Raw genomic sequence first — 26422 nt, 5'->3', positions numbered from 1 at the left:
GCAAAGCAAATACCGGAGGCTCAACCCACCACGGATTGCAAGGTCGAATTGCGCATCCAGTCATCCGCCACGACGACGCGGTTGCGGCCTTTCTGCTTGGCCTGGTAGAGGGCCTTGTCGGCCAGGTGCATCAGCGTTTCGGGCGTGTCGCTCTTGGCCGCTTCGGCAACGCCCGCCGACAGCGTCACGCGCAGTGGCATGCCGCCGTCGCCCTGCAGTTCCAGCGCCTCCACGGCCAGGCGCACCTGCTCGGCCAGATGCCTGGCGCCGGCAGCACCGGTGGCAGGCAGCACGAGGCCGAATTCCTCGCCGCCCAGGCGCCCGAGCACGTCGGAGCCGCGCAACCGCGAGCGCGTGCAGGCCGCGACGGCCTTCAGCACCTGGTCGCCCACGGCATGGCCATGCCGGTCGTTGACGCGCTTGAAGTGGTCCAGGTCCAGCATGACGAAGCCGACCGGCTGGCCCTCGCGGCGGCCACGCTCCATCGCATGCGCCAGCAGCGACACCGTCGTGTTGTGGTTCACGGCACCGGTCAGCCCGTCGACGCTGGCGAGCTTGCGCATCTGGCTGGCCATGCGCTCGAAATTCGCCAGCACGAAGCCGAAGCCCGCCGCCAGCATCGCCATGAAGGCCAGCATGAAGATGGCGCCGCTCCAGGCCTGCCAGGGCTCGGCGTCGGCCGGCGCGGCACGCAGCCACCAGGCGGCAAAGCCCACGCGCAGCCACAGCGCCAGGCTGGCCAGCAGCAACATCAGTGAGACGGCGCGAAAACTCGTCTCGCCGCGCCAGCCCAGCCGCAGCGACGCGAGGGTGGCCGGCAGCAGCAGCGCGCCCATGGCCGCCGACATCGCGCCAGCGCGCACCGGCTGCGACACGTCCAGCACCGCCGGCACGGCCAAGGCCGCAAGCAGCAGCAACCCGTGGTGCCAAACCGGCAGGCCGCGGTTCAGCAGATGCCGCGATACCGCTGCCGCGAAACCAGCGAGGCCCGCCATCAGCAGCCAGTTGCCGCCCAGCAGTACAGCCCAGCCAGGCAGCCAGGGCTGCAGCGCAAAGAAGCCAAAGCCGATGCTGAAGGCCAGCCCCGCCCAGCCCAGGCGCTTGAGCTCGCCGCGGCTGAGTGCGCCGCGCCCGGCCATCCACAGCTGCAGCGTCAGCAGCCCGTATCCGAGCACGAGCATCAGCACCAGGGTGGGGATGTGCAGCGACATGCGCGAGCGGCGCCTCGTTGGTTGTGTTGAGTTGTAACACCAGTGTAGACAGAGCCGGCACACTGCGCCGCAGGGTCTGCGCCGATGGCGTGAGGGCGCGCCGCCGAATCCAATGCCCGGCGTGATCGCCTCTGCCCTGACCCCGGCGCTGTGCCTGCTGAACCCGCATGCCGCCAACGGCCGCTGCGCCGCCCTCGCCGCCCCGCTGCGCGAGGCGCTGCCCGGGGTGCCACTGGTGCTGCCCGAGAACGTCGCCGCCGCACGTCAGCGCCTGCTGGCCCTGCCCGAAGGCAGCCGCGTCATCGTCGCCGGCGGCGACGGCACCGTGCACCAGCTGCTGCCGGCCCTGGTCGCACGCCGGCTGCAGCTGGCCATCCTGCCCGGCGGCACCGGCAACGACCTGGCCCGCGCACTCGGCCTGGCGCGCATGGGTTGGCGCGAGGCCTTGGCCCACGCACAGCGCGCGCCGGCCGCAGCGATGGACCTGGGCGAGATCACGACGGCCGAAGGCGGCGCCCAGCTCTTCATGTCCAGCCTGACCGCCGGCTTCGACGCGGCCATCGCCATCCGCGCCCAGGCCGCACCCCACTGGCTGCGCGGCCAGCCGCGCTATCTGTGGGCCACGCTGAACGAGATTGGCCGGCTGCGCGTCTACCCGATGCGCGTCGAGGCCGATGGCCAGCTGCTGAGCGACGGGCCGATGCTGTTCGCCTCCAGCCTGAACACGCCGAGCTATGGCAGCGGCATGCCGGCTGCACCCGGCGCGCGCGTGGACGACGGCGAGCTGCAGCTGCTGCGCGTCGCCGCCTTCGGGCGGCTGGGTGCGTTGGCCATGATGCCGCTGCTGCTGACCGGGCTGCACCTGCGTCATGCCAAGGTGAGCTTGAGCCGCTTCAAGGCCTTGCACCTGACCAGCCCCGCGCCCGTGCCGCTGGCCGTGGACGGCGAGCCCCTGCCGTCCGCCACCGACATCGCAGTGCGCGTGCTGCCGCAGGCCCTCAGCGTCGTCCGCGCGCGATGATGGCGCCATGGATCATGACGACACCCCGCGCGCCGGCTGGCTCGGTCCCTGGCTGAAAGGCTTTCCGGCACTGCAGCCGCCCCTGCCACTGGCCGACGTGGCCCAGCGCGGCTGGACGCTGCACGAGCTGCCGACACCCCTGGCCGTCGTGCGCCAGCAGGCCCTGGCCCACAACATCGCCTGGATGCAGAACTTTGCGGCCCAGCGCGGCTTGCAGCTGGCGCCGCATGGCAAGACGACGATGAGCCCGCAGCTGTTCCGCCGCCAGCTCGACGCCGGCGCCTGGGGCCTGACGTTCGCCAACGTGCACCAGTTGCGCCTGGGCCTGGCCGCTGGCGCGCGGCGGGCGCTGATCGCCAACCAGCTCATCGGCGCGGCCGAGCTGGCCGAGTTGCTGGACCTGCGGCGCCGCCACCCTGGCCTGGAGCTGGCCTTCTTTGTCGACTCGCAGGCACAGCTGGATCTGCTGGCGGCGCACTGGGTGGATCTGGGCCAAGGCGAAGCTCGGATCGATGTGCTGATCGAACTCGGCACTTCGCGCTGCGGCGTGCGCGAGCATGGCCCGGCGCTGGCCTTGGCGCGTGCACTCAAAACCCACCGGGCACTGCGGCTGCGTGGCATCGGCTTCTACGAGGGCCTGCAGGTCCGCGGCGAGAGCGAACCCGACCGCGCGCTGATGCAGCAATGGCAGGCGCGCATCGAAGCGCTATTGGCCGACATCGAGACCGATGGTCTGCTCGACGCCGATGCTCAGCCGCTGTGGCTCAGCGGCGGCGGCTCGGCCCTCTTCGATCTCGTCGCCCCCGTGCTGGCCGGCAAGCCTGGGCGCCTGGGCCTGCTGCGCTCGGGCTGCTATGTCTGCCATGACCACGAGCACTACGGCCGCTACATGCGCAGCATGGACGCGCGCATGGGCACGCCGCTGTCGGCGCCCAGCCTGCAGCCGGCGCTGGAGGTCTGGACCCAGGTGCTGTCCTGCCCCGAGCCGGGCCTGGCCTTGCTCAATGCCGGCCGGCGTGATGTGTCCTTCGATGCCGGCTGGCCGCTGCCGGTCTGGCATCTGCGCGGCGCCGAGCGAGCCAAGGCCCCCGCGGGTTGGCGCGTCACCGGGCTGAACGACCAGCATGCCTATCTGCGCTGGGACCCGAGCGGATGGGACGGCCCCGCCGTCGGCGAGCGCGTCGCGCTGGGACCCTCGCACCCATGCACGACCTTCGACAAATGGGTCTGGATGGCCGTCGTCGACGAGGACGACCGCGTCGTCGATGCCATCACGACGCAGTTCGCATGAAACGCCGCCATTTGCTGAGCCTCTCCGCCGCTGCCCTGATGCCCGCCACCGCCGCAACGCCCCCGCCGCGCTTCCTTCACGTCGGCACTTATGCCCCGCTGGGCCAGGGCCTCTACAGCTTTGCCATCGCCGCCGACGGCGGCCTGAAAACCCTGGGTCTGACGGCCAACGCCCACAGCCCGAGCTGGCTGGCGGCCCAGGGCCACCACGTCTATGCCGCAGAGGAAGGCGCAGACCATGTCGCTGTCTATATCCAGGACGCGCATGGTCGGCTCGAACTTGTGCAGCGCCAGCCCAGCGGTGGCCGAGGCCCGGTGCAGCTGTCGCTGAGCAACGGCCACGCCTGGGTTGCCCATTACGGCGATGCCCGCTTTGCTGCGCTGCCACTGCAAGCCGATGGTCATCTCGGCGAGACCGAGAGCTGGCCCAGTTGCGCTGGCCCAGACTGCCGGCCGGGCCCGCAACAGGCGGCCAAGGCTCCGCCCGGCAGCCAGGCCAGCAGCGGTCATGAAGCACCGCACGCCCACATGATCCAGGCCAGCCCCGACGGCCGCTGGCTGCTCGGCACCGACCTGGGCCGCGACCGGTTGCTCGTCTGGCCGCTCAAGTCCGGTGCGCCGAAGGCCGCCGCTTTCGAACTCGCACTCAGCCCGGGCTCGGGTCCACGGCACTTTGCCTTCCATCCCACGGACGCTCGCTGGGTCTACGTGCTGCAGGAGGAGTCGTCCACGCTGTCAACGGTGGAGCTGACATCCGACGGCCCACGCCTGCTGGACGAGGTCTCGGTGCTGCCCGGCGGCTTTGCCGGCACCAGCTACGCCTCCGACCTGCTCGTCGCACCCGGCGGCCGCCATCTCTACGCATTGAACCGCCTGCACGACAGCCTGGCCGTCATCGCCCTGGCCCAGCCGCGCCGCCCGCGCCTGCTGGACCATCACTGGGTGCATGGCAGCTACCCGCGCAGCGCCTGCCGCGCCGGCCGCCACCTGTTCGTGTGCAACCAGCGCAGCGACCAGCTCAGCCATTTCGACCTCGGCCGCCCCGAGCAACCGCGCTTCACGGGGCGCCAGACGGCGGTGCCCAGCCCCGCCGGGGCCTGTTCGCTCTAGACTGAGCCGATGAAGCAAGCCGCCCTCGTTCTCCTGCTCACCGCAACGGCGCTGGCCGGGGCCGAACCCATCGGCTCGGTCGACACCGCCTTCAAGCTGATCGGCCCCGACCACAAGGTGGTCGTGGATGCCCATGACGATCCCAAGGTGCAGGGCGTGACCTGCTATGTGTCGCGCGCCAAGACGGGCGGCATCAAGGGCGCCATCGGCCTGGCCGAGGACAAGGCCGAGGCCTCCATCGCCTGCCGCCAGGTCGGACCGATCACCATCAGCCAGGCACTGCCGCGCCAGGAAGAGGTCTTCAACGAGCGCATATCCCTGGTCTTCAAGCGGCTGCGCATCGTTCGCATGGTGGACGCGTCGCGCAATACCCTGGTCTACCTGACCTACTCCGACCGCCTCATCGACGGTTCGCCGCAGAACAGCGTGACCGCCGTACCGGTCGCCCGCGAAACCCCCATCCCCATCAAGAAATGACATTCACTGCCGCCCTGTTCGCGCTGATGCCCATGCAGGCGCTGGCCGCGGCGCTGGTGCTGATCACGCTGATTGGCTGGCACGGCGCGAATGCCGGCGGCCGCTGGGCCCAGGTGGGCATGGCAGCCCTGGCCCTGGGCCTGGCCATGGCGAGCCCGACCCACGGCGATCGAATGGCTGTGCCGACCCTGTACAGCGTCGGCCTGGCCGTCATCAGCCTCGGCCTGTCCGCGCTTTGGTGGGCCCTGGGCTTGTGGCTGACGCCGCGGCCGGGGCGCTGGGTCATGGCGGCCGCACCGCTGGTGCTGGGCATTGGCCACGCCCTGTTGGCGGACGAGCATGCCGTCGGCCAAACCCTGGCTGACGCGGTGCTCGGCGCCCAACTCGCCTGGCTGGGCGTGGCGCTGATGCTGCCGGGCCGCAGCACGGTGCTGCAGGGCCTGAACAGCCGGCGCTGGCGCCTGCTGGGCCTGGCCGCCGTGCTGCCGCTGCTGGCGGCCATGCTGGGCCGCGCCGCCACCACCCTGCTCGGCGACACCGCGCCGTGGCCCGACCTGCTGCTGGCGCTGGCCGGCCAGCTCGCCCTGCTGCTGGCCCTGCCGATGCTGCTACTGGCTTGGCGCGGCCAGACCGAGGCCGAGCTGGCGCGCCTGGCCCAGACCGACGGCCTGACCGGCCTGGCGGACTGCAACGCCTTCACCCAGCGCTCGGTCGACCTGATCTCCATGGCGCGCCGCTACGACGAGCCCCTGGCCCTGGTGGTGCTGGACCTGGACGACTTCGCGACCCTGCAAGCAGAGCGCGACATGGATTTTTCCGATCGCGCCCTGGCCCTGTTTGCCAGCTGCATTCAGGCCCAGATGCGCCTGGGCGACCTCGCCGGCCGCCTGAGCGGCGAGCAGTTCGGTGTGCTGATGGCGCGCTGCCTGCCCGAGGGCCCGCAGGCCCTGGACCAGCGCCTGCGCAAGGCGCTGGCCGAACGCGCACCGGCCGAGCTGGGCATGGCGCTGTCCTTCAGCGCCGGCTGGGCCAAGCTGCGCCCCGGTGACCGCGGCCTGGCCGACCTGCAACGCCGCGCCGAGACGGCCCTTTACGAAGCCCGGCGTGCCGGCAAGGGTCAGTTGATGGCCGAGCCGGGGGTCCAGGACTGATGAGCGACAACCTCGTCGACGAATGGGTGGGTCACAACCTGCTGGCCTCCGACCCGGCCTTGCTGGCCGCGCTGCGCGAGGCCGCGTCGCAGGCCGTCGAGCCGCTGTCCCGCTACGGCGCTGAACTCGGCAGTGCCGAAACCGCCCAGCTCGCGCGCGACGCCAACCGCCACGGCCCGCAGCTGCGCCAATTCGACGCCCGCGGCCGCCGCGTCGACCTGGTCGACTTCCACCCCAGCTGGCATGCGCTGCTGGCGATGTACCGCCGCCAGGGCCTGATCGCCGACGTCTTCGCCACCGACACGCCCGGCCGCTGGGCCCACTTCGCGGCCGGCTGCTATCTGCATGGCCAGGTCGAAGCCGGCTCGCTGTGCCCGGCGACCATGACCCAGGCCGCCATTCCCGTGCTGGCCAAACAGCCCGAGTTGTTCGCGCCGCTGCGCGACAAGTTCTTCAGCCGCGAGCATGACCCGCTGGACCGGCCGCTGACGGAGAAACCGTCGATCTGGGTCGGCATGGGCATGACCGAGAAGCAGGGCGGCTCCGACCTGCGCCGCGTGACAACGCAAGCCGTCGAGCAGACAGACGGCAGCTACGCCATCACCGGCCATAAATGGTTTTTCTCGGCGCCCAGCAGCGACGCCCACCTCGTGCTGGCCCGCACCGAGGCCGGCCCGACCTGCTTCTGGCTGCCCCGCTACACCCCCGATGGCGCGCGCAACGCCATCCAGGTGATGCGCCTGAAGGACAAGCTCGGCAACCGCAGCAATGCCAGCAGCGAGGTCGAGTTCCACGGCGCCTGGGCGCGGCGCCTCGGTGAAGAGGGCCGCGGCATCCCGACGCTGATCGAGATGGCCGGCTACACGCGGCTGAACTGCGTCATCGGCAGCGCAGCGCTCTTACGCGCAGGCCTCGTGCAGGCGCTGCACAACGCCCGCGAGCGCTCGGCCTTTGGCCGGCACTTGGCCGAGCAGCCGCTGATGCAGACCGTGCTGGCCGACCTGGCGCTGGAGAGCGAGGCCGCGATGCGGCTGATGCTGCGCCTGGCTCGGGGCTTCGAGAGCAACGAGCCCGGCTGGCAACGGCTGATGACGCCGGCCGCCAAGCTCTGGGTCTGCAAGCGCGCCATCGAGTGCACCGGCGAGGCCATGGAGTTGCTCGGCGGCAATGGCTACGTGGAGGATGGCGTGCTGGCGCGGCTGTACCGCGAGGCGCCGGTCAACTCGATCTGGGAGGGCTCGGGCAATGTGATGGCCCTGGATGTGCTGCGTGCCGTCGCCCGTGAGCCCGAGGTGGCCTTCGCACTGCTCGATGCGTTTGACGGGAGCACGGACGCCCCGGTGCGCGCCGAAGCCCAAAGCCTGCGGCGCCTGCTGACCGGCGACCCGGCGGCACTGGAAGCCCAGGCCCGCCGCGTTGCGCAAGGCCTGGTGTTGTGCGCCCAAGGCCTGCTGATGCGTGAGCAATCGTCCACCATTGCCGCGGACGCCTTCATCGCGACCCGCTTCGGCGGCGATGGCCGCCTTGTTGGCACGCTGGCCGTGCCGCAGGCGGCACAGATCCTCGACGCGGCGCTGGTTGGCTAGTCGCCGAGGTAGCGGCGCACGATGCTCGCCTGCGTGCCATCGCGCTCCAGCGCCTCGCTGGCTTCGCGGTAACGCTGCACCAGCGACGGATCGACCGAGCGCTTGCTGAACATCAGCTGAGCCGGCTCGTGGGGCACCACCACGGAGGTCGGCACGATGCGGCCGGCCAGGCCCAGCTCGCCCAGCTCCCAGCGCGCCGTCGCCTCGCTGGCCAGCACGCCATCGACGCGGCCGATCTCCAGCATCTGCCACAGGCTGCGGCGCGCCGACGCCTGGGTCAGCGTGGCGCGAAAGGCCGGGTCGGCGAGCAACTCGGCGTAGTCGGGGCCGTAGACCACCCCGATCTGCACGCCCAGCTTCAGGCCCTGCCGCCAAGCCTCTTTCAGCCGCGTCGCGCTGGCGAAGTCGGCCTCGCGACCGGCACGCACGAAGAGGCGGTTGGCCACGGCAATGTGCTGTTCGACCCAATGCGCATAGGCCTCGCGTTCGGGGCGGCGCAGCGCGCCGGGCAGCAGGTCCAGGCGGCCGGCCTGCAACTCGACCAGGGCGCGTGCCCAGGGCAGCTCGACCCAGACCGCGTGGCAGCCGATGCGCTCCAGCGTGCGCTCGACCAGTTCGGTCTGCATGCCGATGAGGTGGCCCTGCCCGTCACGCATGCTGTAGGGCGGGTCGGGGTTCCAGCGCACGCGCAGCTCGCAGGCCGACGCCGGCAGGAAGGCAAGCGCAAGGCAGGTCAGGCTCAGGCGCAGCAGGGACAGAGGCGACAGCACGCCCGCATTCTGATCGAGACGGCGCAAGGCCCGTGCTTGTCAGCCAGCTCCGACAGGCCGCCGCGACACCCGCCGATACACGCCGCCCCCGCCCCTGGCGATGCTGGGCGCGCCAACTTCAGCCGGAACCTCCCATGACCATCGAAGCCTCGCTGCAGCACAACTCCCTGGCCGAATCCAGTCCGCACCGCCCCTTCTGGTCAGCGCTGACGCGCCTGTGGTCGCCGGCCGCCACGTCGAGCGAGGCCGAGCTGGGTTATGAATGCGCGCTGCCCTGGACCCTCGGCGAGGACGCGCCCAGGGACAGCGGCGAACCCCGCTACTGAATCAACCCGTTCTTCAGCGCGTAGTAGGTCAGATCGCTGTTGGTCGCCAGCTTGAGCTTCTCGAGCACGCGCGTGCGGTAGGTGCTGACGGTCTTGACGCTGAGGAACAGCGCCTCGGCGATATGGCCCACGGTCTCGCCCTGGGCCAGGCGCAGGAAGACCTGGAACTCGCGCTCCGACAGCGCCTCGTGCAGGGGCTTGTCGGGCGCATTGCCGGCGCTGCCGCCACCCACCACGCTGTCCGCCAGTTGCTCCGCCACCGCCGGGCTGATGTAGCGCCGGCCACGCGCCACCAGACGGATGGCATTGGCGATTTCGTCGGGATCGCATTCCTTGTTGAGGTAGCCGCTGGCGCCCTGGCGCAGCAGCGTCGTCGCGTAATGCGCCTCAGGAAAGCCGCTGAGGATCAGCACCGGCAGTTCGGGGAATCGCGCCTTGATGGCGGCCAACGCGTCCACGCCGCTCTGGTCGGGCATGGAGATATCCAGCAGCAGCACGTCGACCTCGCCACCACGCGCCATCTCTAGGGCGTCGTGGCCACTGGCGCCTTCGCCCGTGACGCGCAGGTCGACGTGGTCGGACAGGAACTGGCGCAAGCCGGTGCGCACGATGGCGTGGTCGTCGACGATGCCGATACGGATCATGATGAACGCGGTGTTGAGGGATGGCTCAGCGTAGCAGTCCGCAAGGCGCGCCGCGATACCTTCAGTCCTACATCGACGCCGGCCGAGTCCGACAGGGGGCCGCGCTTCGGGACTATGCCGCCCGTGGTGGCGTGCCGCGATAGTGGCTCCAGCGGCTCCGTGAAGCCGCCATCCAAGGAGAACTGCAATGCTGAACAAGTCCATCCTCACTCTGGCCGTCGCCACCGCTCTCACGGCCACCCTGGCCGGCACCAGCGGCTGCGCCGTCACCCGCAACCAGGAAACCGTGGGCGCCTATGTTGATGACGCCGCGTTGACCACCCGCGTCAAGGGCAAGTTCGCCGCCGACCCGACCGTCAGCGCGATGGCCATCAGTGTCGAGACGCTGAAGGGCACGGTGCAACTGTCCGGCTTCGCCAAGTCGTACGAGGAAAAGGCCATGGCTGAGAAGCTGGCCCGCGAGACCTCCGGTGTCGTCGCCGTGCGCAATGACATCGCCGTGCGACACCCCAACTGAAGACCGCCGCTGAAGGACTTCCAAGGGAGTTTCCCTAGGAGAAGTCCTACAGCGCGATGCGCTGCCGGCACTGCCGGCCCGACGCGGAAGCGGTCCATACTTCAACCTCATCATCCTCGCGCCGCCGTCGGGCCATGCCAGCACTCAAAGCCTTCATCGTCGAAGACAGTCCGGTGATCCTTGAGAACCTGATTGCGACGCTTGAGGAACTGGCTCAGGTCGAAGTGGTGGGCTCGGTGGCCGATGAAGCCAGCGCGGTGCGCTGGATGAGCCGCGATCCCGACGGCAATGCCGATCTCTTCATCGTCGACGTCTTCCTGCGTTCCGGCACCGGCCTGGGCGTGCTGCAGGCCGCCCAGCAGCTGGGCATCCGGGCGCGGCGCGTCGTGCTGACCAATTACGCCACCGAGGAAATGCGCCGGCGCTGCGCCAGCCTGGGCGCGGAACGGGTGTTTGACAAGAGCCGCGAGCTCGACGACCTCATCAGCTACTGCGCCGAACTGGCCGAACATGCCTCATCAGCGCGCCCTGCAGCCGCGGCCAGTTGAACGGCTGCCCGTGCTGCGTCATCTCGATCCCTGGCTGGAAGGCGCCAGCCGCAATCGCGGTCTGGCCGTCGGTTTCGCGGCACTGGCAGCAGCCGCCGTCATGGGCGTCAGCGAGGCCGCCTTCTGGGGTGCTGACGAGGCGCTGAACCAATCCCAGGCCCGCCACCAGGCGCGCAACGACGGCCTGCGCCTGCGCGAGTTGCTGACCGATGCCGAGACGGCCCAGCGCGGCTATCTGCTGACCGGGCGCGACGATTACCTCGCCCCGATCAAGCTGGCCGAGCAGGAGCTGCCCAATGTGTTGTCACGGCTGCGCGGCCAGTACGCCAGCTCCGAATGGGAGGCCCTGGTGGCCGACGCGAGCCGGCGCGCCAGCGAAAAACTCTCCGAGTTGCAGCTGGTCGTCAAGCTTTACCGCGACGGGCAGGACACGGCCTGGCACGGGCTGGTCGAGTCCGACATCGGCCGCGAGAAGATGCAGGCGGTGCGCGACGCCGTCGGCCAGCTCGACCAGCACGAACTGACGCAGATTGCCACCGAGCGCGACGCCGTCGTGCGCTCGCTGAACTACGGCCGCATAGGCGTGCACGGGCTGACGCTGCTCAGCCTGTTCGGCCTGGCCATCTTTCTGCGCCGTAACGAGGCCCTGCACGCGGCCCGCCGTGAGCACGCCCAGGAGCTGGCGCTGGAACGCGACCGGCTGGACCGCGAGGTGGCCCGCCGCACCGCCGAGCTGACCGAGCTGGCCCACCACCTGCAGACGGTGCGCGAGGACGAGCGCGCCCATCTGGCCCGCGAGCTGCACGACGAGCTCGGTGCGCTGCTGACGGCCGCCAAGCTCGACGTCGCGCGCATCCGCCGCATGACGCGCACCGCGGCGCCCGAGATCGACGAGCGCCTCAAACACATGAGCGAGCTGCTCGACCAGGGCATTGCGCTGAAGCGCCGCATCATCGAGGACCTGCGCCCATCGGCCCTGTCCAACCTCGGCCTCATCCCGGCGCTGGAGATCCTGACCCAGGAATTCGCGCAGCGCTCCGGCCTGCAGCTCAGCCTGGAGCTGATGGAGGCCCCCAGTGACGAGGCCAGCCGGCTGGCGATGTACCGCCTCGTGCAGGAGGCGCTGACCAATGTGCTGCGCCACGCCAAGGCCAAGCACGTGCGCGTCTCGCTGGCCGAATCGGATGGCTGGCTGCAGTTGCACATCCGCGACGATGGCCAGGGTTTCAACCCCGAAGCGGTGGGGGCCGGCCACCATGGCCTGCTGGGCATGCGCTATCGCATCGAAAGCCTGGGCGGCACGCTGCAACTACTGTCCGCGCCCGGCCGCGGCACGCTGGTGCTGGCGCGCCTGCCGATGCGCGAAGATCCAGAACCCGAGCCAGCCCCCGTGACCGCGCCCGGCGAACTGGGCAGCCCCAGCCCTTCCTGAAGTCCTACAGGCCAAGCCTGCCCGAGCCGACATGGCGCCGCATCGGGCGCACCCAAACTGCTCCCGGGCGCCGCACCGACAGAGCGCGCGGTAACCGTCTCAGACGCAGCCAGGAGGGCACCATGCAATTCCCGCGATCACCGCATGCCGAGGGCTGGCACACGCAGATGCCGGCACCGCCGGTACCCGACATGTCCATCATGTCGCGGGACGCCGACGCGCTGTCACCGCCCTTGAACAGCCGCCGCTTCCACGCGGCCGCCATGCTCGTGGCCGTCGCGGCCCTCGGGGCCAGCGCCGGCGTGGACATGGTCGACGACCCGCGCCCGCTGGACGTGCAGCTGAGTGCCGTCATGCACAAGGCGGCGGACACCCTGCACGGCTGGCAGCAGCAGCTGTCGCGCGGCCTGCAGGTGTCGCTGCGCGCGGTCGCGGACGGGCGCGACAACAGTGCGCCGCCGGCCTCGATACCCGATGACGCCACCATCGTCGCCAAGGCCGAAGCGCCGGCCGTTGATGCCGACGACCGCGACCAGCCAGTGCGCGCCGACGTGGCGCCGCAGCCGCCCCGCGAGCCGCAGCAAGCGACCGCCCGCTGAGTTCAGGCGGGCATCGTCTCTTCGGCCGCAACCAGCAGCTCAGCCAGTGGCTGGGGCCGGTGGAGCAGGAAACCCTGCACCTCGCCGACGCCCAGGCGCACCAACTCCAGCAGCACCTCGGGTGTCTCCACGCATTCCGCCACCGTCGTCAGGCCGAGCGTCCTGGCAACGTCGACAAAGCTGCGCACCGCCACCTGATCGAGCGGATCGGTCATCAACGCGCGCACGAACTGGCCGTCGATCTTCAGCAGATCCACTGGCAGCGCCTTCAGATAGCTGTATGAGGAGGCGCCGGCGCCGAAATCGTCCAGCGCGATGCGCACACCGAGGGCCCGCATCTGCTGGATGAAGCTCGCCGCCTCGCCGAGCTGGGTGATGACGGCCGTCTCGGTGATTTCCAGGCACAAGGTCGCGGCACGCGTGGGGCCTAGCGCCGTCAGCAGGGCTCGGGCTTCCTGGTGGTAGGCCGCATCCTGCAGCGTCAGGGCCGACACATTGATGGACAGCGACGCGACCTCCGGGGGGCCGCCGCGCTGCAGCAAGTCAACCGCCTGCCTCAAGACCCAGCGGTCCAGTCGCGGCGCGAGATGGAAGCGCTCGGCCGCCGGCATGAAGGCGCCGGGCAACACACGGCTGCCATCGCGCTCGCGCAGGCGCAACAGCAGCTCGCCGCGCAGCCGGCCATCGTCCTCACCCTGGGCCGGCAGCACACGCTGCAGGTCGAGCTCGAAGCGGTCCTCGTCCAGGGCCTGTTGCAGCCGCGTCGCCCAGCGGTGCTCGCTCTGATGGGCGCGCAGCGTGGCGTCATCGGGCGCCCACAGTTGCACGCGGTTGCGGCCCTGCTCCTTGGCGATCATGCAGCAGGCATCGGCCTCGCGCATGGCGGCATCGGCATCGGGCCAGCGCCCATCCAGCGGGGCCACGCCGATGCTGGTGCCGATGCGAAACCGTTGCTCGCCGTGTACATAGCGGTACTGGTCCATCGCGTCGCACAGCTTCTGCGCCACGTGCAGGGCCTCGTCGAGCGAGCAGTTTTCCAGGATGGCCGCGAACTCGTCGCCACCCAGCCGGGCCACCGTGTCGCGGCCGCGAACGCCGGCCTCCAGGCGGCGGGCAACCTCGCGCAGCACCTCGTCGCCGGCGGCATGGCCGCAGTGGTCGTTGACGAGCTTGAAGCGATCGAGGTCGAAAGCCAGCAGCGCATGGTGGCTGCCATCGCGCTTGGCTCGCTCGAGCGTGCGCGCCAGGCGCTGGCCGAACTCGACGCGGTTGACAAGGCCAGTCAAGCCGTCATGGCTGGCGCGCCAGCGGATCTCGTCGAACTGGCGGCGCTGCTGGGTCACGTCGCGAAAGACCAGCACGGCGCCAAGCACGCGGCCGTCGGCATCGCGGATGGGGGCGACCGAGTCGTCCACGGCGCGCAGTTCGCCATCGCGGCTCAGCAACATGGCACCGGCAGACAGGCGCGTCGGCCGGCCGGTGGCCAGGCAGCGCTGCACCGGGTCGGCCAAGGGCTCGCCGTTTTCCTCGCGCTGGGCCAGGAAGACATGGCTGGCCGGCTGGCCGCGCGCCTCGGCGGCAGCCCAGCCCGTCAGCCGCTGGGCGACGGGGTTGAGCCAGGTCACGCGACCGAGGGCATCGGTGGTCAGCACCGCATCGGCGATGGATTGCAGCGTGACCTCCAGCAGCTCATGCTGCTCCTGCAATTGCTGTTGCAAACGGCGAGCCTCGCTGACGTCCCAACAGACGCCCGACAAGCGCAGCGGCCGCCCGCCAGCATCGCGCAGCACCCGACCGGCGCTGCGCAACACATGGACGCTGCCATCGGGCCAGCTGACCCGCCATTCGCCGTCCAGCTGGGGCCCGTCGCGCAGGGCCGCCCGCACGGCCATGACGGCGGCGCGGCGGTCCTCGGGATGCAGGCGCTTGCGCCAGTTCGCGAGGCTGGTGCGCTGGCCACGCGGCGGCTCGCCGTGCAAACGCCACATGGCGTCGTCCCAGGTGAGTTCGCCATGGCGAGAGTCCCGCAGGTCCAGATTCCAGACGCCAATGCCGCCGCTGTGGGTGGCCAGGGCCAGGCGCTCCAGCGTGCGCTCCAGCTCGGCACGCACCTTGGCGGGTTCACTGACGTCCTGCATGACGACACCGACACGCCGGCCGGTTTCGTCTTCGTCATGGCGACCAACCACGCGCAGCACGCGGTGCCCGTTCGGGCCGGTCTCGCACGGCAACTCGACATCCCAGCCCTCGCCGTCTGCCGCAGCGCGCTGCAGGGCCGCGTCCAACATGGCAGCACCATCGGGGCCGAAACGCTGCAACAGGGCTGCCAGCGTCGGTACCTGGCCAATGGGCAGGCCAAGCAACTCGCAGGCCGAGTCGGACACCGTCAGCTTCTCGGTGCCGGCCTGCCATTCCCAGGCGCCGACGCCAGCCAGGCGGCTGCAGCGCTCCAGGAAGCGCGCGTTCTGCGCCAGCGCGAGCTGCGCGGCTGACACCGAAGCGGCGAGCACATCCCGCGGTGCCTCGTCTGCGGGCACACCCGTCTGCTGGGGTTCGCTCATCGATGCTGCTCCGACGCAAAGACGGGCAAGCATCAAGCCCACAGGAGCGGGGCCGCGTCGGCAGGACGGGCAAGGACTTGTAGGACAGGGCCGCATCCACGCGGGCCTACCGCTTGTCCTACAAGCACCGCGGCGGCGCACTGACAACCACCTGCCCCGGCGGGGCGTTCACTGGGTGCAGCGGCACCGCCGCATTCCTCAGGAGAAATCCCATGACCACCCGTCGCAACCCCTTCGCACACTGGATCGCCCCGGCTCTGCTGGGCGTGGCTGCCATGGCGGCCCTGCCTGCCGCCCGGGCCGCGGACGTCGGCGTCTCCATCGGCTTCAGCCAACCGGGCGTGTACGGGCGCGTCGACATCGGCCGCTATCCGCAACCGGTGCTGCTGGCACCCCAGCCGGTCATCATCGGCCGCCCGGCCTACCGCGCCCAGCCGGTCTATCTGTGGGTGCCGCCCGAGCACCGCCACAACTGGCGCCGCCACTGCGGCTATTACGGCGCCTGCGGCGCACCGGTCTATTTCGTCGAGGACGGCTGGTACCGCCAGAACGTCGTCGTCTACCGTGACCGCGACGGGCGCCGTGACGACTGGCATGACCGCGGCCGTCACGACCGCGGCCACGGGCACGGGCACGGGCACGGCCACCGCGACTGATAGCTCGCAAAAGGCCACGCCGGACCTGCAGTTCCGGCCATCGCTAGCGGGCTCGGCGGCCTAAAGTCGGGTCAACCCTGACCGTTGTGCCGCTTGTGCGGCTGGCCGGATGCCCGACTCTGCTGACCTTTCTTTCCCAACCCCGCTGACCCCGCCGCCGGCCCCGCGCCGGGTCTCGGCCTATGCGTGGCCCATGGCCCTGGCTCTCGCCGCCTGCGGCGGTGGCGGCGGCTCCGCGCCCAGCGAAGCGCCCGGCCCGCCGCCGCCAGCGGCCACGCCCAGCCCGCTGCCCATGCCGGTCCCGGTGCCAACGCCCAGCCCCTCGCCTTCGCCCAGCCCGTCGCCAAGTCCTGCGCCGGCGCCCAGCCCGAGCCCGAGCCCGAGCCCGAGCCCGAGCCCCAGCCCCAGCCCCAGCCCCAGTCCGTCGCCCGCTCCTTCGCCGACACCGCCGCCCCCCCCGCCGCCTCCTCCGCCTCCTCCGCCACCACCACCGGTGTCCGGCATCGTCGCGGCGGGGCTGGCGCTGAACAGCGCCACGGTGCGCGTGCTGGACGCGACCGGCAAGGCCATCGCCACCGGCAAACCCGTCACCGCCGCGACCGGTGCCTACGGCCCGATTGCACTGAGTGGCGACGGCCCCTTCCGCGTCGAGGCCTGTGGCAGCGTCGCCGACAAGCCAATCTGCCTTTGGGGTGCCACCAGCAATGGCGGCACGCTGCATCTGACGCCACTGACCAGTGCCATCACCGTGCTGGCCAGTGACCAGGCTCCCGAGACGCTGATGACCGGCGCCGTGCAGGGCCTGGGCGACACCGCCCTGGCCGGCGCCCAGTCCCGCCTGCGCGCCGCCCTCGCGCCAGCCCTGGCCGACGCAGGCCTGGCAAGCGACTTCGACCTGCTGGCTGGCGCGCTGACGGCCGGTTCGCACACCGGCTACGACCGCATGCTGGACACCGTCGCCGTCGGCCTGGGTGCCGACAGCAAGGCCTTCGTGACGCTGACGTCCCGCCTTGGGGCAGGCACCGCCTATCTGGAGACCAACACGACCCAGGGCAGCCTGGGCTTCGACGCCGCAGCGGCGGGGGTGGACCTGACCGGCCTGGATGCGCTGTTCACCAAGCTGATCACGGCCACGGCCAACATCGGCAACTGCCAGAGCAAGTTGATCGGCCTGGAGTCCATCTTCGACGCGAATGCGCGTGCCAGCGTCGATGCGATCTCGGCGCCCTTCATCGGGGCCAAGGACGCGGCGCAGCTGGTCTGCCTGCGCATGAATGGCATCCTGGGCGAGGGCGAGGTCATGTTCGGCGGGAAGCTGCTGCGCTCCATGCTCGGCCGCTGCGACTTCGGTGTCGGCGACCCGCTGTGCCGCGTCGGCTTCGTCTATCAGAACGCCGCGGGCTTCCAGCGGCGCTTGGGGCTGGAGCAGGCTGCCGTGAAGCGCCCCTCCGGCTGGACCTTCCTTGGCAACCGCCTGGAGGTGCAGGCCACGGCCGCCGCCCGCCTGGTGCTGACGCGCCGCGTCGACAGCGCGGCACCGGACAGCCATGCGCGCTATCTGGATATCAGCATTCCCGCTATCAGCGCCAGCGGCGGGGGTGTGCTGCAGTGCGCCCGGGTCAGCCAGAAGGACGCGAGCGGTGCCGATGTGCCGCTGGCGCTGTTCAAGAAGGCCGGCGCTGGCGGCTATCTGAGCCTGTGGAGCGTCAGCAGCAGCGACGGCACACCCAGCCTCGATCCGCTCAGCGGTGCCACGCGAGGCAACAACATCGTCAGCCTGCCGGTGCCTGCGGGCGCTGCCGGCGACGCCGTGGCGCGCAATTTCGTACGCGCGGGCCGCAACCTGAAGATCGAGCTGTTCCAGGACGGCGCCTGCGGCACGCCGCTCGGCGGCCTGGATGGCGACAGCCTTGGCATTGAACTCGCCGGCCAGCTGCCCATCACGGCCGCCACCCAGAGCGGCCTGCCCTGGCCGGCGCTGGTGGCCAAGGCGATCACCGACCTGACCGGGATGAAGGGCGCCGTCAACGCCAAGATCAGCTACGGCCCGACGTGGACCTTGCCGCGCGGCGACCTGCTGCCAGACCGCGCCCTGCTCTGCACCGACACGGCTTGCAACAGCAAACTGGCCGACCTGGAACTTGGCGTCACAGCCAAGGGCGCCTTCGCCACCGGCGCCTCGCTGAGTGCAACCGTGGGCAACACGGCCCTCAATGTCAACAGCTACAAGCTGCTGCGCATCATCGGCCGCATGCCTGATGGCCTGGTATTGCAGTTGGACAGCCAGTCCTGCTCGGCGCAGACCTCGGGGCTGCCCTGCTGAGCCAGGGCCTGTTAACACTACGGCAACGGGTCGCGTTGTGGCCAGAAAGGGCGCGAGCAAGGCGCAAAGCGGAGTCGGGTTGGACACCCGGCGAGCATTTGCAACGCCGCGCGCGGCATTTCTGGCCACAACCCGAAGGGAAGGCCCGCCGCCAGGGGCCACTCGGCGTTGCGCCACTGGCCCGCACAWGAGTGCGGGCGGCGTGCCGCGCCTTGATTGGCCCTGGCGGCGGGCCTTCGCGACCCATTGCCGTAGTGTTAACAGGCCCTAAAAGAACGGGCGCGGCAGCCGGTGGACCGGCTGTCGCGCCCGAGCCATCACCGCCTCATCGCCGCGGCTCGACAGTGGACGGCCAGGGGCGACACGGGCAAGGCGGTCATGCTCAATGCATCAGCCCTCGCGGTGGTGGCGGCTGAATATTCGTCCATCGCCACGCCCGCCGCAGTAAGCAAGGGTTGCCTTTGGCGACCGGGCGTCAGCGTTCCTCAGCGCCGCGGTAGCGGGTAGCTCGCCAGGCTGGCATAACCTTTCTTCGAGACTGACTGCACGCCGAAGACGACGTTGTCCTTGGACACCGGCAGCGTCGAGCGCGTGGCCCGGCCCACGTCCTTGAACTGCTGCCAGGCGGCCGAGTCGGTGTCGCGCCAGACGATGCGGTAGCCGGCCACCTCGGGGTCGTCGCTGGCCTGCCACTCCAGCGTCGAGTCGTTGGTCAGCTCGCGCGCATCCAGCTTCACGCCCTTGGGCGGCGCCGGCGCCCAGGCCAGCGTGGCCAGGCCGGCGAGGTTGGCGCGCGCCACATCGGCCACGTAGGCGAAGTCAACGAACTCGGGCAGGTCACCGAACACGACACCGTTTTCGGTCCTGGGGTTCTGGTGCTGGTGGGCGAAGTTCTCAAAGGGTTCGGAGAAGCGCACCGCCGCATAGCCACGCTCCAGGAAGGGGATGTGGTCACCGCCGCGCAGATAGCGGTCGCGGCGTTGGATGAGCTGGACCGTGAAGCCAGGCATGGCAGCCTCGGCGGCCGCCTTGAGGTGGCGGCCGAGCTGGTGGGTCGGCAGGTCCTCGTTGCCACCGGCCTGCAGCAACGGCAGCAGCTCGGCCTGCATGGCAGCGACGGACCTGACGTCGGCGTCGCTGGCGGGGCGGTTGGCGTTGGCGGCGGTCAGCAGGCGCACCAGCGGGTCGAGGCCGTCGGCGAACAGGCGCAGGCGCTTGGCGTCCTGTTGGCCGGCGTCGCCGCGCGAGCTGCCGACGATGTCGTTGGTGATCATGGCCTCGACGTTGGTGCCCGCAGCACGTGCCTCGCGCGCCCATTGCGCCGCGCCCAGCAGGCCCTGCTCCTCACCCGGCACCGCCATGAAGACGAGGGTCGCGTCGAACTGACGCCCGGCCATCACGCAGGCGAGCTCCATGACCGCAGCCGTGCCGGAGGCGTCGTCGTTGGCGCCGGGCGCCTCGCCCAGGGAATCCATGACGTCGCTGTTGCGCGAGTCGTAGTGGCCGCTGACGACGAGGACGCGGCTCTTCGACGCACCGCGGCCCGGCAGCGTGGCGACGACATTCACCAGCTCGGTCGCCTGCGGCACGCGGTTGCCGGCCGGCTCGATGAAGCTCTGCTCCTCCACCTGCAGCCGCCCGCCGGCGAGCCTGGAGCAGTTGGACAGCTCCGCCGTGATCCAGCGGCGCGCGGCACCGATGCCGCGGGTGTCGGAGGCGATGTCGGACAGCGTATGGCGCGTGCCAAAGGCCACCAACCGGCGGATGCGCGACTCGATGCGGGCCGGGCTGACTTCGGCCAGCATGGCCTTCAGCTCGTCGGCCGGCGCAGACTGGGCCTGGGCCGTGGCGGCGAGCAGGGGGAAGAGTATGAGGGCGGTCAATCGGGCTTGCATGCAAACGATTCTGCCCTTGCCGGGTTGGCCGCGTTCTTCTACTCTGCCAACGCCACTGAGGAGATTCCGATGAGCGAGACGAGCCTGGATTCGCGAGTGAGCACCATCCGAACGGTCGCGCTGGTGGGGCCGGCGGCGGCCGGCAAGACGCTGTTGCTGGACGCATTGCTGGCCCATGCCGGCGCCATCCCGCAGGCCGGCAGCATCGAGCGCGGCAGCACGGTGAGCGACCATGACCCGTTGGAGCGGCGCCTGGGCCATTCGCTGCAATCCAGCCTCGCCCACTTCACCCATGGCGGCATCCGCGTGCACGCCATCGACACGCCTGGTGCGCCGGACTTCGTCGGCCAGGCCCTGCCGGCGCTGGAGGCGGCGGACACCGCCATCGTCGTCATCAACGCCCAGAACGGCATCGAGCTGATGGCCCAGCGCTTGCTGGCTGCCGCCGCTGAGCGCGGGCTGACACGCCTCATCGTCGTCAACAAGATCGACTGTCCCGACACCGACCTGCCCGGGCTGCTCGCCCAGATCCGCGAGGTGTTTGGCAAGGAGTGCCTGCCACTGAACTTGCCGGCCAGCGGCGCCAAGCGCGTCGCCGACTGTTTCTTCGCGGCGTCCGGGGACGCCGATTTTTCGTCCGTGGCCGAAGCGCACCGGGCCCTGGTCGAGCAGGTCGTCGAGGTCGATGCGGCATTCGTGGACCGCTACCTGACCGACGGCGACGTCGACCCGCGCGAGCTGCATGCGCCGCTGGAGCAGGCGTTGCGCGAAGGGCATCTGATCCCGGTCTGCTTCTGCTCAGCCAAGACCGGCGCCGGCATTGGCGAACTGCTGTCGGCGATCGAAGCCTTGATGCCGAACCCGGCCGAGGGCAACCCGCCCCCTTTTCTGGAAGGCAAGGGCACGGAGCCCACGCCCTACCCCGCCCGGCCCGACCCAGCCGGCCATGTGCTGGCCCATATCTTCAAGATCGTCGCCGACCCCTACCTCGGCAAGATGGGCGTCATGCGCGTGCATCAGGGCCGCGTCGCCAAGGGCGGCCTGCTCTTCGTCGGCCATGCGCGCAAGCCCATCCGCGTCGCACACCTCTTCATGTTGCAGGGCGCCAAGCATGTCGACATTGACGAGGCTTTGCCGGGTGACCTCTGCGCCATTGCCAAGGTGGAAGACCTCGCCTTTGACGCCGTGCTGCATGACGCGCAAGAGGACGAGCACATCTACCTGAAGCCGCTGGACTTCCCCACCCCGGTGCACGGCCTGGCCATCAGCCCCGCGCGCCGCGGCGATGAGCAGAAGCTCTGGGAGGTGCTGGCCCGGCTGGTGGAGGAAGACCCCTGCCTGCGCATCGAACAGGCCGGTGAAACGCACCAGACGCTGGTCTACGGCCTGGGTGAACTGCATCTGCGCCTTCTGCTGGAGCGACTGCGCGAGCTCTACAAGAGCGAAGTCCTCACCGAGCCGCCGCGCATCGCCTACCGCGAGACGATCTCGGCGCCGGCCGAAGGCCACTACCGCCACAAGAAGCAGAGCGGCGGCGCGGGCCAGTTCGGCGAGGTCTATCTGCGCGTCGAGCCGCTGGAGCGCGGCGCCGGCTTCGAGTTCGTCGACGCGGTGAAGGGTGGCACCATTCCGGGCCAGTTCATGCCGGCCGTCGAAAAAGGCGTGCGCTCGGCGTTGGCCAGCGGCGTCATTGCCGGCTATCCGCTGGTGGACCTGCGCGTGGTCGTCTATGACGGCAAGCACCATTCCGTGGACAGCAAGGAAATCGCTTTCGTCACCGCCGGCCGCCGCGCGCTGATCGAGGCCGTGCGCGAGGCCCGGCCGCTGATCCTGGAACCCATCGTACAGGTCGAGATCACGGCGCCCGAGCACGGCATCGGCGACATCACTGGCGACCTCGCCTCACGCCGCGGCCAGGTCAACGGCACCCGCTCCGCCGTGCCGGGCAGCCTCATCGTGCAGGGCCTGGCACCACTGGCCGAACTGGCCAGCTACCAGACGCGGCTGAACGCGATCACCGCGGGCGAAGGGCGCTACACGCTGCTGCTGTCGCACTACGAGCCGGTGCCGCCGAACACGCAGGCCGCCCTCGTCGGCGCTTACAAGGCGCACGACGAAGGGGACTGAGCTTCAGTGCTTGGCCTTGGCGGTGGTCTTCCTGGCCGGTTTGGCCTTGGCGTCCACCTCGGTCTCCGTGTGCATGACGCACAGCCATTCGCCGTCCTTGCGCAGCCAGACGGACGAGTCGGCCATCTCCTGCTCCTTCTCCTCCGACGTGCCGCGAGGCGCGATGGCCTGCTTGACTCGATAGGTCAGCACGGCGGTGTCGTCGTTCGGGTGCATGACCTGCATGTCGCTGAACTCGAACGATCTGATGACCATCGGGCCTTCTTCCGCCATGTGCTTGTACTGCTTGCGATCGAACTGCATGGCGCCGTGTGAACTCACCATCAGCGCCGGTTCGTCCAGCAGCGCCACTGCGGTGTCGGTGTCTTCGTCCACCATCGACTGCCAGAACTTCTTCTCCAGCGCGATGAGGGTGCTGTCTGCGGTATGCATGCCAATCTCCTTTGACGGCCTAAAACCTCAATATGGGTGCAGCCTGGCGGGCATTCAGTAGGAGTTGCCGGCTCAGCTGGGTCGGAACCGTCCTACGACCCGGGATCGCGCAGAAGTGAAGGTGAAGATCCATTTATCATTGCGGCCCATGCCCAGCGCCCCCCGCGACGTCGCGCAGATCCGATTGGACAACGCGATGCGGCTGTTCGAAGAGTTCGTCAGCGCCACCGTCAAGAATGCCGATGCCGCCACCCTGCGTGGCCTGGAAAGGCGTTTCGCCGAGAGGCTGCAGATCCAGCCCAGCTACTGGAGCCAGATCAAGGGCCGCTCGCGCCAGATCGGCGAGCGCCTGGCGCGGCAGTTCGAGCAGCTCTGCCACAAGGCGCCGGGTTGGATGGACATCGAGCACGGTGCAATGGCCACTGCCGAGGCACCGGCCATGCCCGCTGCAGCAGCGCCTGCGGCAAGCGACTCGCCCAGCATGCCCCGAGATGACGACGAGCGCTTCATCATCGGCCTGGTGCTGACCTACTACCGCCGCCACCCGCAGCGTGCCCGCACGCGGCTGCTGGATCTGCTCGGCGAGGTGCTGACGCCCTCGACCACACCGGCACCTGTGCCGGTGAAGGCGGCCGCGCCCAGTCCGCAGGCCGAGCTCGACGAATGGCGCAAGCTGCAGGCGCGCGTCGCGCCGCTGAAGGCCAAGAAGCGCTGATCCTTCCGCGCATCCATCACTGGACGGCCGGTACTACTCACGTTAGGGGTGTTGGATAAAAACCGCTTGCGCAAGAGCAACGTTTGTTTATCATTTGCGCAAGTTGTGGCGTGTTGCAGTTCTCCCGTCACAGCGAGGTCGCACACCCAAGCCCTCTGACCGCCCGGCCCGCTTGCCTCGAGCGCAAGCCCCGGGCCCCAACTCATCCATGCAAACGCAGGCGCCACCCCGGGCCGAGCCGCCGCATTGCCCGCCGCCCACGTGCGGCCCCAACCGGAGCACGCCATGCCCCAATTCACCTCCCCGCGTCCCCTGCAGATCAAAGCGCTCAAACCGCGCAATCCGCTGGTGGCACCGGCCATGCAACGCCAGGCCGGCGCCCACCGAAGCGCGCACGACGCCCATGCCCAGCGCCAGCAAGCCCGCCTCGAATTGCGACGCCTGCTGCGCGACCGCTTCCCCGACGACAGCCCCTGACCACAGCGCGCCGCCTGCCCCTCAGCCATGACCGATCCATGTCATGAGGGCCGGCCCGGCGCCAAGGAGACCCTCATGAGATTGATCGAGTTGAGCGGCCCCGATGCCGCCGAAACCCACGCCGCCTGGGCCCGCCGCTGGACCCGCGTCAAGCGCGCGGCCCGTGCCATCCGGTTGGTGTTCTCGCCGGCCTACCGCCGGCGCCGTGCCCGCAACCATCTGGAGTTCTACGCCGAAGCCGGCGCGCCTGAAGGCGCGCTCTACGGCGATGGCCAGCTGACCGCCCGGCTGGAAGGCGTGCGCAGGCTGTAGGAAAGTCGCCCCTCGTTTGCTCTTGCTCCGGCTGAACGCCGGCAAGTGCGAACGGTCCCCCGAGGGGACGGCGATGCTTGCCGTCTTGACCGGCAAGCACATCGCCAGCCGGGCCGGCTTGGGAGCGGCCCGGCGCTCGCCCCGAGATAGGGGTGCCGTCAAAGCTGAAATGGTTGGCAAAACGGGGCCGCCTCCGACGAGCAGGCGGCCCCGCCCAGGCCTAGCATCGGCCCCATGTCCGACCGCCTCTGCCTGACCGCGCCACTCCACAGCCTGGAGTCCTGGGTGGACGCCTTTGCTCGGGCCGAGATCCCCGTACTGGCCGAGACGGCCGAGTCGCTTGAGCACATGCGCGCGACCGAGGACGACGTCGACGCCCACGGCCTGGGAGAAATGATCGCCACCGACCCGCTGATGACGCTGAAGGTGCTGGCCCATGCCAGTGAGCGGCGGCGCGGCAGCACTTCCGGGCTCAGGGCCGACGCCGAAACAGTGACCGCTGCCATCGTGCTGATGGGCATCACCCCCTTTTTCCGCGACTTCGGTCCGCAGCCGACGCTCGAACTGGTGCTGGCTGACAACGACGAGGCCCTGCTCGGGCTGTCACGTGTCATGCAGCGCGCCGAACGTGCCTCGCGCTTCGCGCTGGGCTTTGCGGCCCATCGGGCCGACCCCGATGCCGCCGTCATCCACAGCGCCGCCTTGCTGCACGACTTCGCCGAGATGCTGCTGTGGGTACATGCGCCCGTGCTGGCGCTGAAGATCGCCGCCTTGCAGGACGCCGACCGGCATCTGCGCAGCACGGCTGCCCAGCGCCAGGTGCTGGGTATTGAACTGGCCGAACTGGAGCAGGCCCTGATGCGACGCTGGCATCTGCCGGACTTGCTCGCGCGCATCACCAGCGAGAAAGACGGCCGCAACCCGCAGGTGCGCTGCGTGCACCTGGCTGTGCGGCTGGCGCGGCACACGGCGCGGGGCTGGGATGACGCGGGCGTGCCGGATGATCTGCACGACATCGCCGAACTGCTCAACCTCAGCGAAGCGCACGCCCTCAAGCTGCTTCACGAATTCGACTGACGCCAACGCCGGGCTATTCCCTTCTCCCCTGGAAGTTCGGCCGCCGCACATTCCCGGCCATCAGGCCGCGCAGCCTCGTGCGACCGCGCGACAGCCGCGACATCACGGTGCCAACGGGAATGCCGAGGGCCGCGGCGATCTCGGCATAGGCCATGCCGTTGACGGCCAGCAGCAGCAGCACCTCGCGCTGCTCCACCGGCAAGGTGGCCAGGGCCTTGTAAAGGTCGCGCAGAGCCAGGCGTTCGGACTGCGCAGCAGCGACGGGGATGTCCAGCACCTGCCTGTCGAGGTCCACCACATCCAGCCGGCCACGGCGCAAAGCGTCGACGTGCAGGTTGTGCATGATGCTGAACAGCCAGCCGCGCATGTCGCCCACGCCCTGCCAGAGCCCGGCGCGCGACCAGGCGCGCTCCAGCGTGTCCTGCACGAGATCATCAGCGTCCTCGCGGTTGCGCCGCAGCGACCGCGCATAGCGGTGCAGCCGGGGCAGCCAGCCCAGCACCAGGCCGACGTCGGGCAGCGACGCGCCAGGGCGGGAACGGTACCGGTCGACCGTGGTCATGGCCGGTGAATGCCACCGGCCGGCGCACAGGTTCAAACCGGTACAGCGGTCGTGTTCTTCAGCCGTTCCAGCACGAAGCTGGTCTTGCAGTCCTGCACGCTGGGGTGCATCAGCAGCGTGTCGCTGATGAAGCGGGCGTAGTGCTGCATGTCCTGCACCAGCACGCGCAGCAGATAGTCCATTTCGCCCGTCAGCGCCGCGCACTCGACCACCTCGGGCCAGGTCTGCACGGCAGCGCGGAAGAGGTCGCGCGGATTGCGCAGCGGGTTGTCGGTCTGCTTCTCCAGCCTGACATTGATATAGGCCGTCAGGCCCAGGCCGATGCGCGCCGGCGCCACCAGCGCGACATAGCCGGCGATCACACCGGCCTCCTCCAGGCGACGCACGCGGCGCAGCACGGCGGAAGACGACAGCCCAGCCTCGCCGGCCAGCGTGTCATAGGTGAGGCGGCCATCCTGCTGCAGCGCGCGCAGAATGCGGCGGTCAATGGCGTCGAGCTCGATGGCGGCTTCCATGGCCGTGATTTTGCAGGTTTCCTGCGCCGATGGCCGAGTCCGCGCCGAAGAATGCATGAAACCTGCGCGAACCGCGCCGCAGAATTTT

26 protein-coding genes are annotated in these 26422 nt (G+C 69.9%); 18 read left to right on the top strand and 8 right to left on the bottom strand.

The features are described from left to right. Positions 1-20: 20 nt before the first annotated feature. Positions 21-1211: a GGDEF domain-containing protein gene (locus tag ACXJLH_RS04190; RefSeq protein WP_457442598.1), complete on the bottom strand. Its 1191-nt coding sequence runs from the start codon at positions 1209-1211 to the stop codon at positions 21-23. Between the two features lie 121 nt (positions 1212-1332). Here ACXJLH_RS04190 and ACXJLH_RS04185 point away from each other — a divergent pair, with 121 nt between their 5' ends. The 6 genes from ACXJLH_RS04185 to ACXJLH_RS04160 are packed head-to-tail and all read left to right on the top strand — an operon-like array spanning position 1333 to position 7846. After that, on the top strand, positions 1333-2232 hold the full coding sequence (locus tag ACXJLH_RS04185) for a diacylglycerol/lipid kinase family protein (protein WP_457442597.1): 900 nt from the start codon (positions 1333-1335) through the stop codon (positions 2230-2232). A gap of 7 nt (positions 2233-2239) precedes the next feature. Next, entirely contained in the window at positions 2240-3523 is a 1284-nt protein-coding gene (locus ACXJLH_RS04180; RefSeq protein WP_457442596.1) for an alanine racemase, read from the top strand. After that, a complete protein-coding gene (locus ACXJLH_RS04175) occupies positions 3520-4632 on the top strand; it encodes a lactonase family protein (protein WP_457442595.1) in 1113 nt (370 codons plus the stop codon). The genes ACXJLH_RS04180 and ACXJLH_RS04175 overlap by 4 nt, the downstream gene beginning before the upstream one ends. A gap of 9 nt (positions 4633-4641) precedes the next feature. After that, positions 4642-5109 carry a CreA family protein gene (locus tag ACXJLH_RS04170; RefSeq protein WP_457322824.1) on the top strand — a complete coding sequence of 156 codons (468 nt, stop codon included), beginning with the start codon at positions 4642-4644 and terminating at the stop codon, positions 5107-5109. Next, positions 5106-6260, top strand: coding sequence for a GGDEF domain-containing protein (locus tag ACXJLH_RS04165; protein WP_457442594.1), 1155 nt, complete (start codon positions 5106-5108; stop codon positions 6258-6260). The genes ACXJLH_RS04170 and ACXJLH_RS04165 overlap by 4 nt, the downstream gene beginning before the upstream one ends. Next, complete coding sequence (locus tag ACXJLH_RS04160) at positions 6260-7846, top strand: acyl-CoA dehydrogenase family protein (RefSeq protein WP_457442593.1); 1587 nt, start codon at positions 6260-6262, stop codon at positions 7844-7846. The genes ACXJLH_RS04165 and ACXJLH_RS04160 overlap by 1 nt, the downstream gene beginning before the upstream one ends. On the opposite strand, the gene ACXJLH_RS04155 is transcribed toward ACXJLH_RS04160, so the two are convergent. Continuing rightward, positions 7843-8643, bottom strand: a complete 801-nt coding sequence (locus tag ACXJLH_RS04155; protein WP_457442592.1) for a substrate-binding periplasmic protein — start codon at positions 8641-8643, stop codon at positions 7843-7845. The two genes, ACXJLH_RS04160 and ACXJLH_RS04155, sit on opposite strands and share 4 nt — an antisense overlap. 107 nt (positions 8644-8750) lie before the next feature. Between ACXJLH_RS04155 and ACXJLH_RS04150 the strand changes: the two genes are divergently transcribed. Further along, the gene (locus tag ACXJLH_RS04150) at positions 8751-8942 is read left to right on the top strand and encodes a hypothetical protein (RefSeq protein ID WP_056204975.1); all 192 of its coding nucleotides are present in this window, start codon (positions 8751-8753) and stop codon (positions 8940-8942) included. On the opposite strand, the gene ACXJLH_RS04145 is transcribed toward ACXJLH_RS04150, so the two are convergent. Then, complete coding sequence (locus tag ACXJLH_RS04145) at positions 8936-9586, bottom strand: response regulator (protein WP_056204980.1); 651 nt, start codon at positions 9584-9586, stop codon at positions 8936-8938. The genes ACXJLH_RS04150 and ACXJLH_RS04145 overlap by 7 nt on opposite strands. A gap of 187 nt (positions 9587-9773) precedes the next feature. Here ACXJLH_RS04145 and ACXJLH_RS04140 point away from each other — a divergent pair, with 187 nt between their 5' ends. The 4 genes from ACXJLH_RS04140 (at position 9774) to ACXJLH_RS04125 (ending at position 12682) form a co-directional block, all read left to right on the top strand. Continuing rightward, positions 9774-10103, top strand: a complete 330-nt coding sequence (locus tag ACXJLH_RS04140; protein WP_056204983.1) for a BON domain-containing protein — start codon at positions 9774-9776, stop codon at positions 10101-10103. Between the two features lie 134 nt (positions 10104-10237). After that, on the top strand, positions 10238-10651 hold the full coding sequence (locus ACXJLH_RS04135; RefSeq protein WP_056204985.1) for a response regulator transcription factor: 414 nt from the start codon (positions 10238-10240) through the stop codon (positions 10649-10651). Continuing rightward, positions 10614-12083 (top strand): CHASE3 domain-containing protein, encoded by a 1470-nt coding sequence (locus tag ACXJLH_RS04130; protein ID WP_457352488.1) that lies wholly within the window; start codon positions 10614-10616, stop codon positions 12081-12083. The genes ACXJLH_RS04135 and ACXJLH_RS04130 overlap by 38 nt, the downstream gene beginning before the upstream one ends. Positions 12084-12205: 122 nt before the next feature. Then, positions 12206-12682 carry a hypothetical protein gene (locus ACXJLH_RS04125; protein WP_457442591.1) on the top strand — a complete coding sequence of 159 codons (477 nt, stop codon included), beginning with the start codon at positions 12206-12208 and terminating at the stop codon, positions 12680-12682. Between the two features lie 2 nt (positions 12683-12684). On the opposite strand, the gene ACXJLH_RS04120 is transcribed toward ACXJLH_RS04125, so the two are convergent. Continuing rightward, the gene (locus ACXJLH_RS04120; RefSeq protein ID WP_457442590.1) at positions 12685-15243 is read right to left on the bottom strand and encodes an EAL domain-containing protein; all 2559 of its coding nucleotides are present in this window, start codon (positions 15241-15243) and stop codon (positions 12685-12687) included. Positions 15244-15455: 212 nt separating this feature from the next. On the opposite strand from ACXJLH_RS04120, the gene ACXJLH_RS04115 reads away from it, so the two are divergent. Next, a complete protein-coding gene (locus ACXJLH_RS04115) occupies positions 15456-15899 on the top strand; it encodes a hypothetical protein (protein WP_056204995.1) in 444 nt (147 codons plus the stop codon). Between the two features lie 493 nt (positions 15900-16392). Next, positions 16393-18222, top strand: a complete 1830-nt coding sequence (locus ACXJLH_RS04110; RefSeq protein ID WP_457442589.1) for a hypothetical protein — start codon at positions 16393-16395, stop codon at positions 18220-18222. A gap of 485 nt (positions 18223-18707) precedes the next feature. Here the strand turns inward: ACXJLH_RS04110 and ACXJLH_RS04105 are convergent, their stop codons facing one another. Continuing rightward, positions 18708-20117: a M28 family metallopeptidase gene (locus ACXJLH_RS04105; RefSeq protein WP_457442588.1), complete on the bottom strand. Its 1410-nt coding sequence runs from the start codon at positions 20115-20117 to the stop codon at positions 18708-18710. A 63-nt stretch (positions 20118-20180) separates the two neighbouring features. Here ACXJLH_RS04105 and fusA point away from each other — a divergent pair, with 63 nt between their 5' ends. Then, a complete protein-coding gene (gene fusA, locus ACXJLH_RS04100; protein ID WP_457443154.1) occupies positions 20181-22244 on the top strand; it encodes an elongation factor G in 2064 nt (687 codons plus the stop codon). Positions 22245-22247: 3 nt separating this feature from the next. Here the strand turns inward: fusA and ACXJLH_RS04095 are convergent, their stop codons facing one another. Further along, complete coding sequence (locus ACXJLH_RS04095; RefSeq protein WP_457442587.1) at positions 22248-22676, bottom strand: nuclear transport factor 2 family protein; 429 nt, start codon at positions 22674-22676, stop codon at positions 22248-22250. A 148-nt stretch (positions 22677-22824) separates the two neighbouring features. On the opposite strand from ACXJLH_RS04095, the gene ACXJLH_RS04090 reads away from it, so the two are divergent. The 4 genes from ACXJLH_RS04090 (at position 22825) to ACXJLH_RS04075 (ending at position 25257) form a co-directional block, all read left to right on the top strand. After that, positions 22825-23391, top strand: a complete 567-nt coding sequence (locus ACXJLH_RS04090; protein ID WP_457442586.1) for a hypothetical protein — start codon at positions 22825-22827, stop codon at positions 23389-23391. A gap of 285 nt (positions 23392-23676) precedes the next feature. Continuing rightward, positions 23677-23868 carry a hypothetical protein gene (locus ACXJLH_RS04085; RefSeq protein ID WP_157256283.1) on the top strand — a complete coding sequence of 64 codons (192 nt, stop codon included), beginning with the start codon at positions 23677-23679 and terminating at the stop codon, positions 23866-23868. A 75-nt stretch (positions 23869-23943) separates the two neighbouring features. After that, entirely contained in the window at positions 23944-24180 is a 237-nt protein-coding gene (locus ACXJLH_RS04080; protein WP_457442585.1) for a hypothetical protein, read from the top strand. Between the two features lie 234 nt (positions 24181-24414). Continuing rightward, complete coding sequence (locus tag ACXJLH_RS04075) at positions 24415-25257, top strand: HDOD domain-containing protein (RefSeq protein ID WP_457352498.1); 843 nt, start codon at positions 24415-24417, stop codon at positions 25255-25257. Positions 25258-25270: 13 nt separating this feature from the next. Here the strand turns inward: ACXJLH_RS04075 and ACXJLH_RS04070 are convergent, their stop codons facing one another. After that, on the bottom strand, positions 25271-25819 hold the full coding sequence (locus ACXJLH_RS04070) for an RNA polymerase sigma factor (protein ID WP_457442584.1): 549 nt from the start codon (positions 25817-25819) through the stop codon (positions 25271-25273). Positions 25820-25851: 32 nt separating this feature from the next. Next, positions 25852-26334 (bottom strand): Lrp/AsnC family transcriptional regulator, encoded by a 483-nt coding sequence (locus ACXJLH_RS04065; protein WP_056205021.1) that lies wholly within the window; start codon positions 26332-26334, stop codon positions 25852-25854. Positions 26335-26422: the final 88 nt, after the last annotated feature.

It is taken from the genome of Roseateles sp. P5_E4 (genome assembly GCF_054049255.1).
The sequence above is the reverse complement of the archived record's forward strand: the minus strand, read 5'-3'. Positions and strand labels throughout refer to the sequence as shown.

What these genes read in the sequence shown, in the direction of transcription:
- ACXJLH_RS04145 (WP_056204980.1), bottom strand. Translation starts at nt 9,586, where the DNA reads ATGATCCGTATCGGCATCGTCGACGACCACGCCATCGTGCGCACCGGC.
- ACXJLH_RS04105 (WP_457442588.1), bottom strand. Translation starts at nt 20,117, where the DNA reads ATGCAAGCCCGATTGACCGCCCTCATACTCTTCCCCCTGCTCGCCGCC.
- ACXJLH_RS04140 (WP_056204983.1), top strand. Translation starts at nt 9,774, where the DNA reads ATGCTGAACAAGTCCATCCTCACTCTGGCCGTCGCCACCGCTCTCACG.
- ACXJLH_RS04165 (WP_457442594.1), top strand. Translation starts at nt 5,106, where the DNA reads ATGACATTCACTGCCGCCCTGTTCGCGCTGATGCCCATGCAGGCGCTG.
- ACXJLH_RS04160 (WP_457442593.1), top strand. Translation starts at nt 6,260, where the DNA reads ATGAGCGACAACCTCGTCGACGAATGGGTGGGTCACAACCTGCTGGCC.
- ACXJLH_RS04075 (WP_457352498.1), top strand. Translation starts at nt 24,415, where the DNA reads ATGTCCGACCGCCTCTGCCTGACCGCGCCACTCCACAGCCTGGAGTCC.
- ACXJLH_RS04130 (WP_457352488.1), top strand. Translation starts at nt 10,614, where the DNA reads ATGCCTCATCAGCGCGCCCTGCAGCCGCGGCCAGTTGAACGGCTGCCC.
- ACXJLH_RS04120 (WP_457442590.1), bottom strand. Translation starts at nt 15,243, where the DNA reads ATGAGCGAACCCCAGCAGACGGGTGTGCCCGCAGACGAGGCACCGCGG.
- ACXJLH_RS04085 (WP_157256283.1), top strand. Translation starts at nt 23,677, where the DNA reads ATGCCCCAATTCACCTCCCCGCGTCCCCTGCAGATCAAAGCGCTCAAA.
- ACXJLH_RS04080 (WP_457442585.1), top strand. Translation starts at nt 23,944, where the DNA reads ATGAGATTGATCGAGTTGAGCGGCCCCGATGCCGCCGAAACCCACGCC.
- ACXJLH_RS04065 (WP_056205021.1), bottom strand. Translation starts at nt 26,334, where the DNA reads ATGGAAGCCGCCATCGAGCTCGACGCCATTGACCGCCGCATTCTGCGC.
- ACXJLH_RS04125 (WP_457442591.1), top strand. Translation starts at nt 12,206, where the DNA reads ATGCAATTCCCGCGATCACCGCATGCCGAGGGCTGGCACACGCAGATG.
- ACXJLH_RS04190 (WP_457442598.1), bottom strand. Translation starts at nt 1,211, where the DNA reads ATGTCGCTGCACATCCCCACCCTGGTGCTGATGCTCGTGCTCGGATAC.
- ACXJLH_RS04180 (WP_457442596.1), top strand. Translation starts at nt 2,240, where the DNA reads ATGGATCATGACGACACCCCGCGCGCCGGCTGGCTCGGTCCCTGGCTG.
- ACXJLH_RS04150 (WP_056204975.1), top strand. Translation starts at nt 8,751, where the DNA reads ATGACCATCGAAGCCTCGCTGCAGCACAACTCCCTGGCCGAATCCAGT.
- ACXJLH_RS04115 (WP_056204995.1), top strand. Translation starts at nt 15,456, where the DNA reads ATGACCACCCGTCGCAACCCCTTCGCACACTGGATCGCCCCGGCTCTG.
- ACXJLH_RS04170 (WP_457322824.1), top strand. Translation starts at nt 4,642, where the DNA reads ATGAAGCAAGCCGCCCTCGTTCTCCTGCTCACCGCAACGGCGCTGGCC.
- ACXJLH_RS04090 (WP_457442586.1), top strand. Translation starts at nt 22,825, where the DNA reads ATGCCCAGCGCCCCCCGCGACGTCGCGCAGATCCGATTGGACAACGCG.
- ACXJLH_RS04070 (WP_457442584.1), bottom strand. Translation starts at nt 25,819, where the DNA reads ATGACCACGGTCGACCGGTACCGTTCCCGCCCTGGCGCGTCGCTGCCC.
- ACXJLH_RS04175 (WP_457442595.1), top strand. Translation starts at nt 3,520, where the DNA reads ATGAAACGCCGCCATTTGCTGAGCCTCTCCGCCGCTGCCCTGATGCCC.
- ACXJLH_RS04135 (WP_056204985.1), top strand. Translation starts at nt 10,238, where the DNA reads ATGCCAGCACTCAAAGCCTTCATCGTCGAAGACAGTCCGGTGATCCTT.
- ACXJLH_RS04095 (WP_457442587.1), bottom strand. Translation starts at nt 22,676, where the DNA reads ATGCATACCGCAGACAGCACCCTCATCGCGCTGGAGAAGAAGTTCTGG.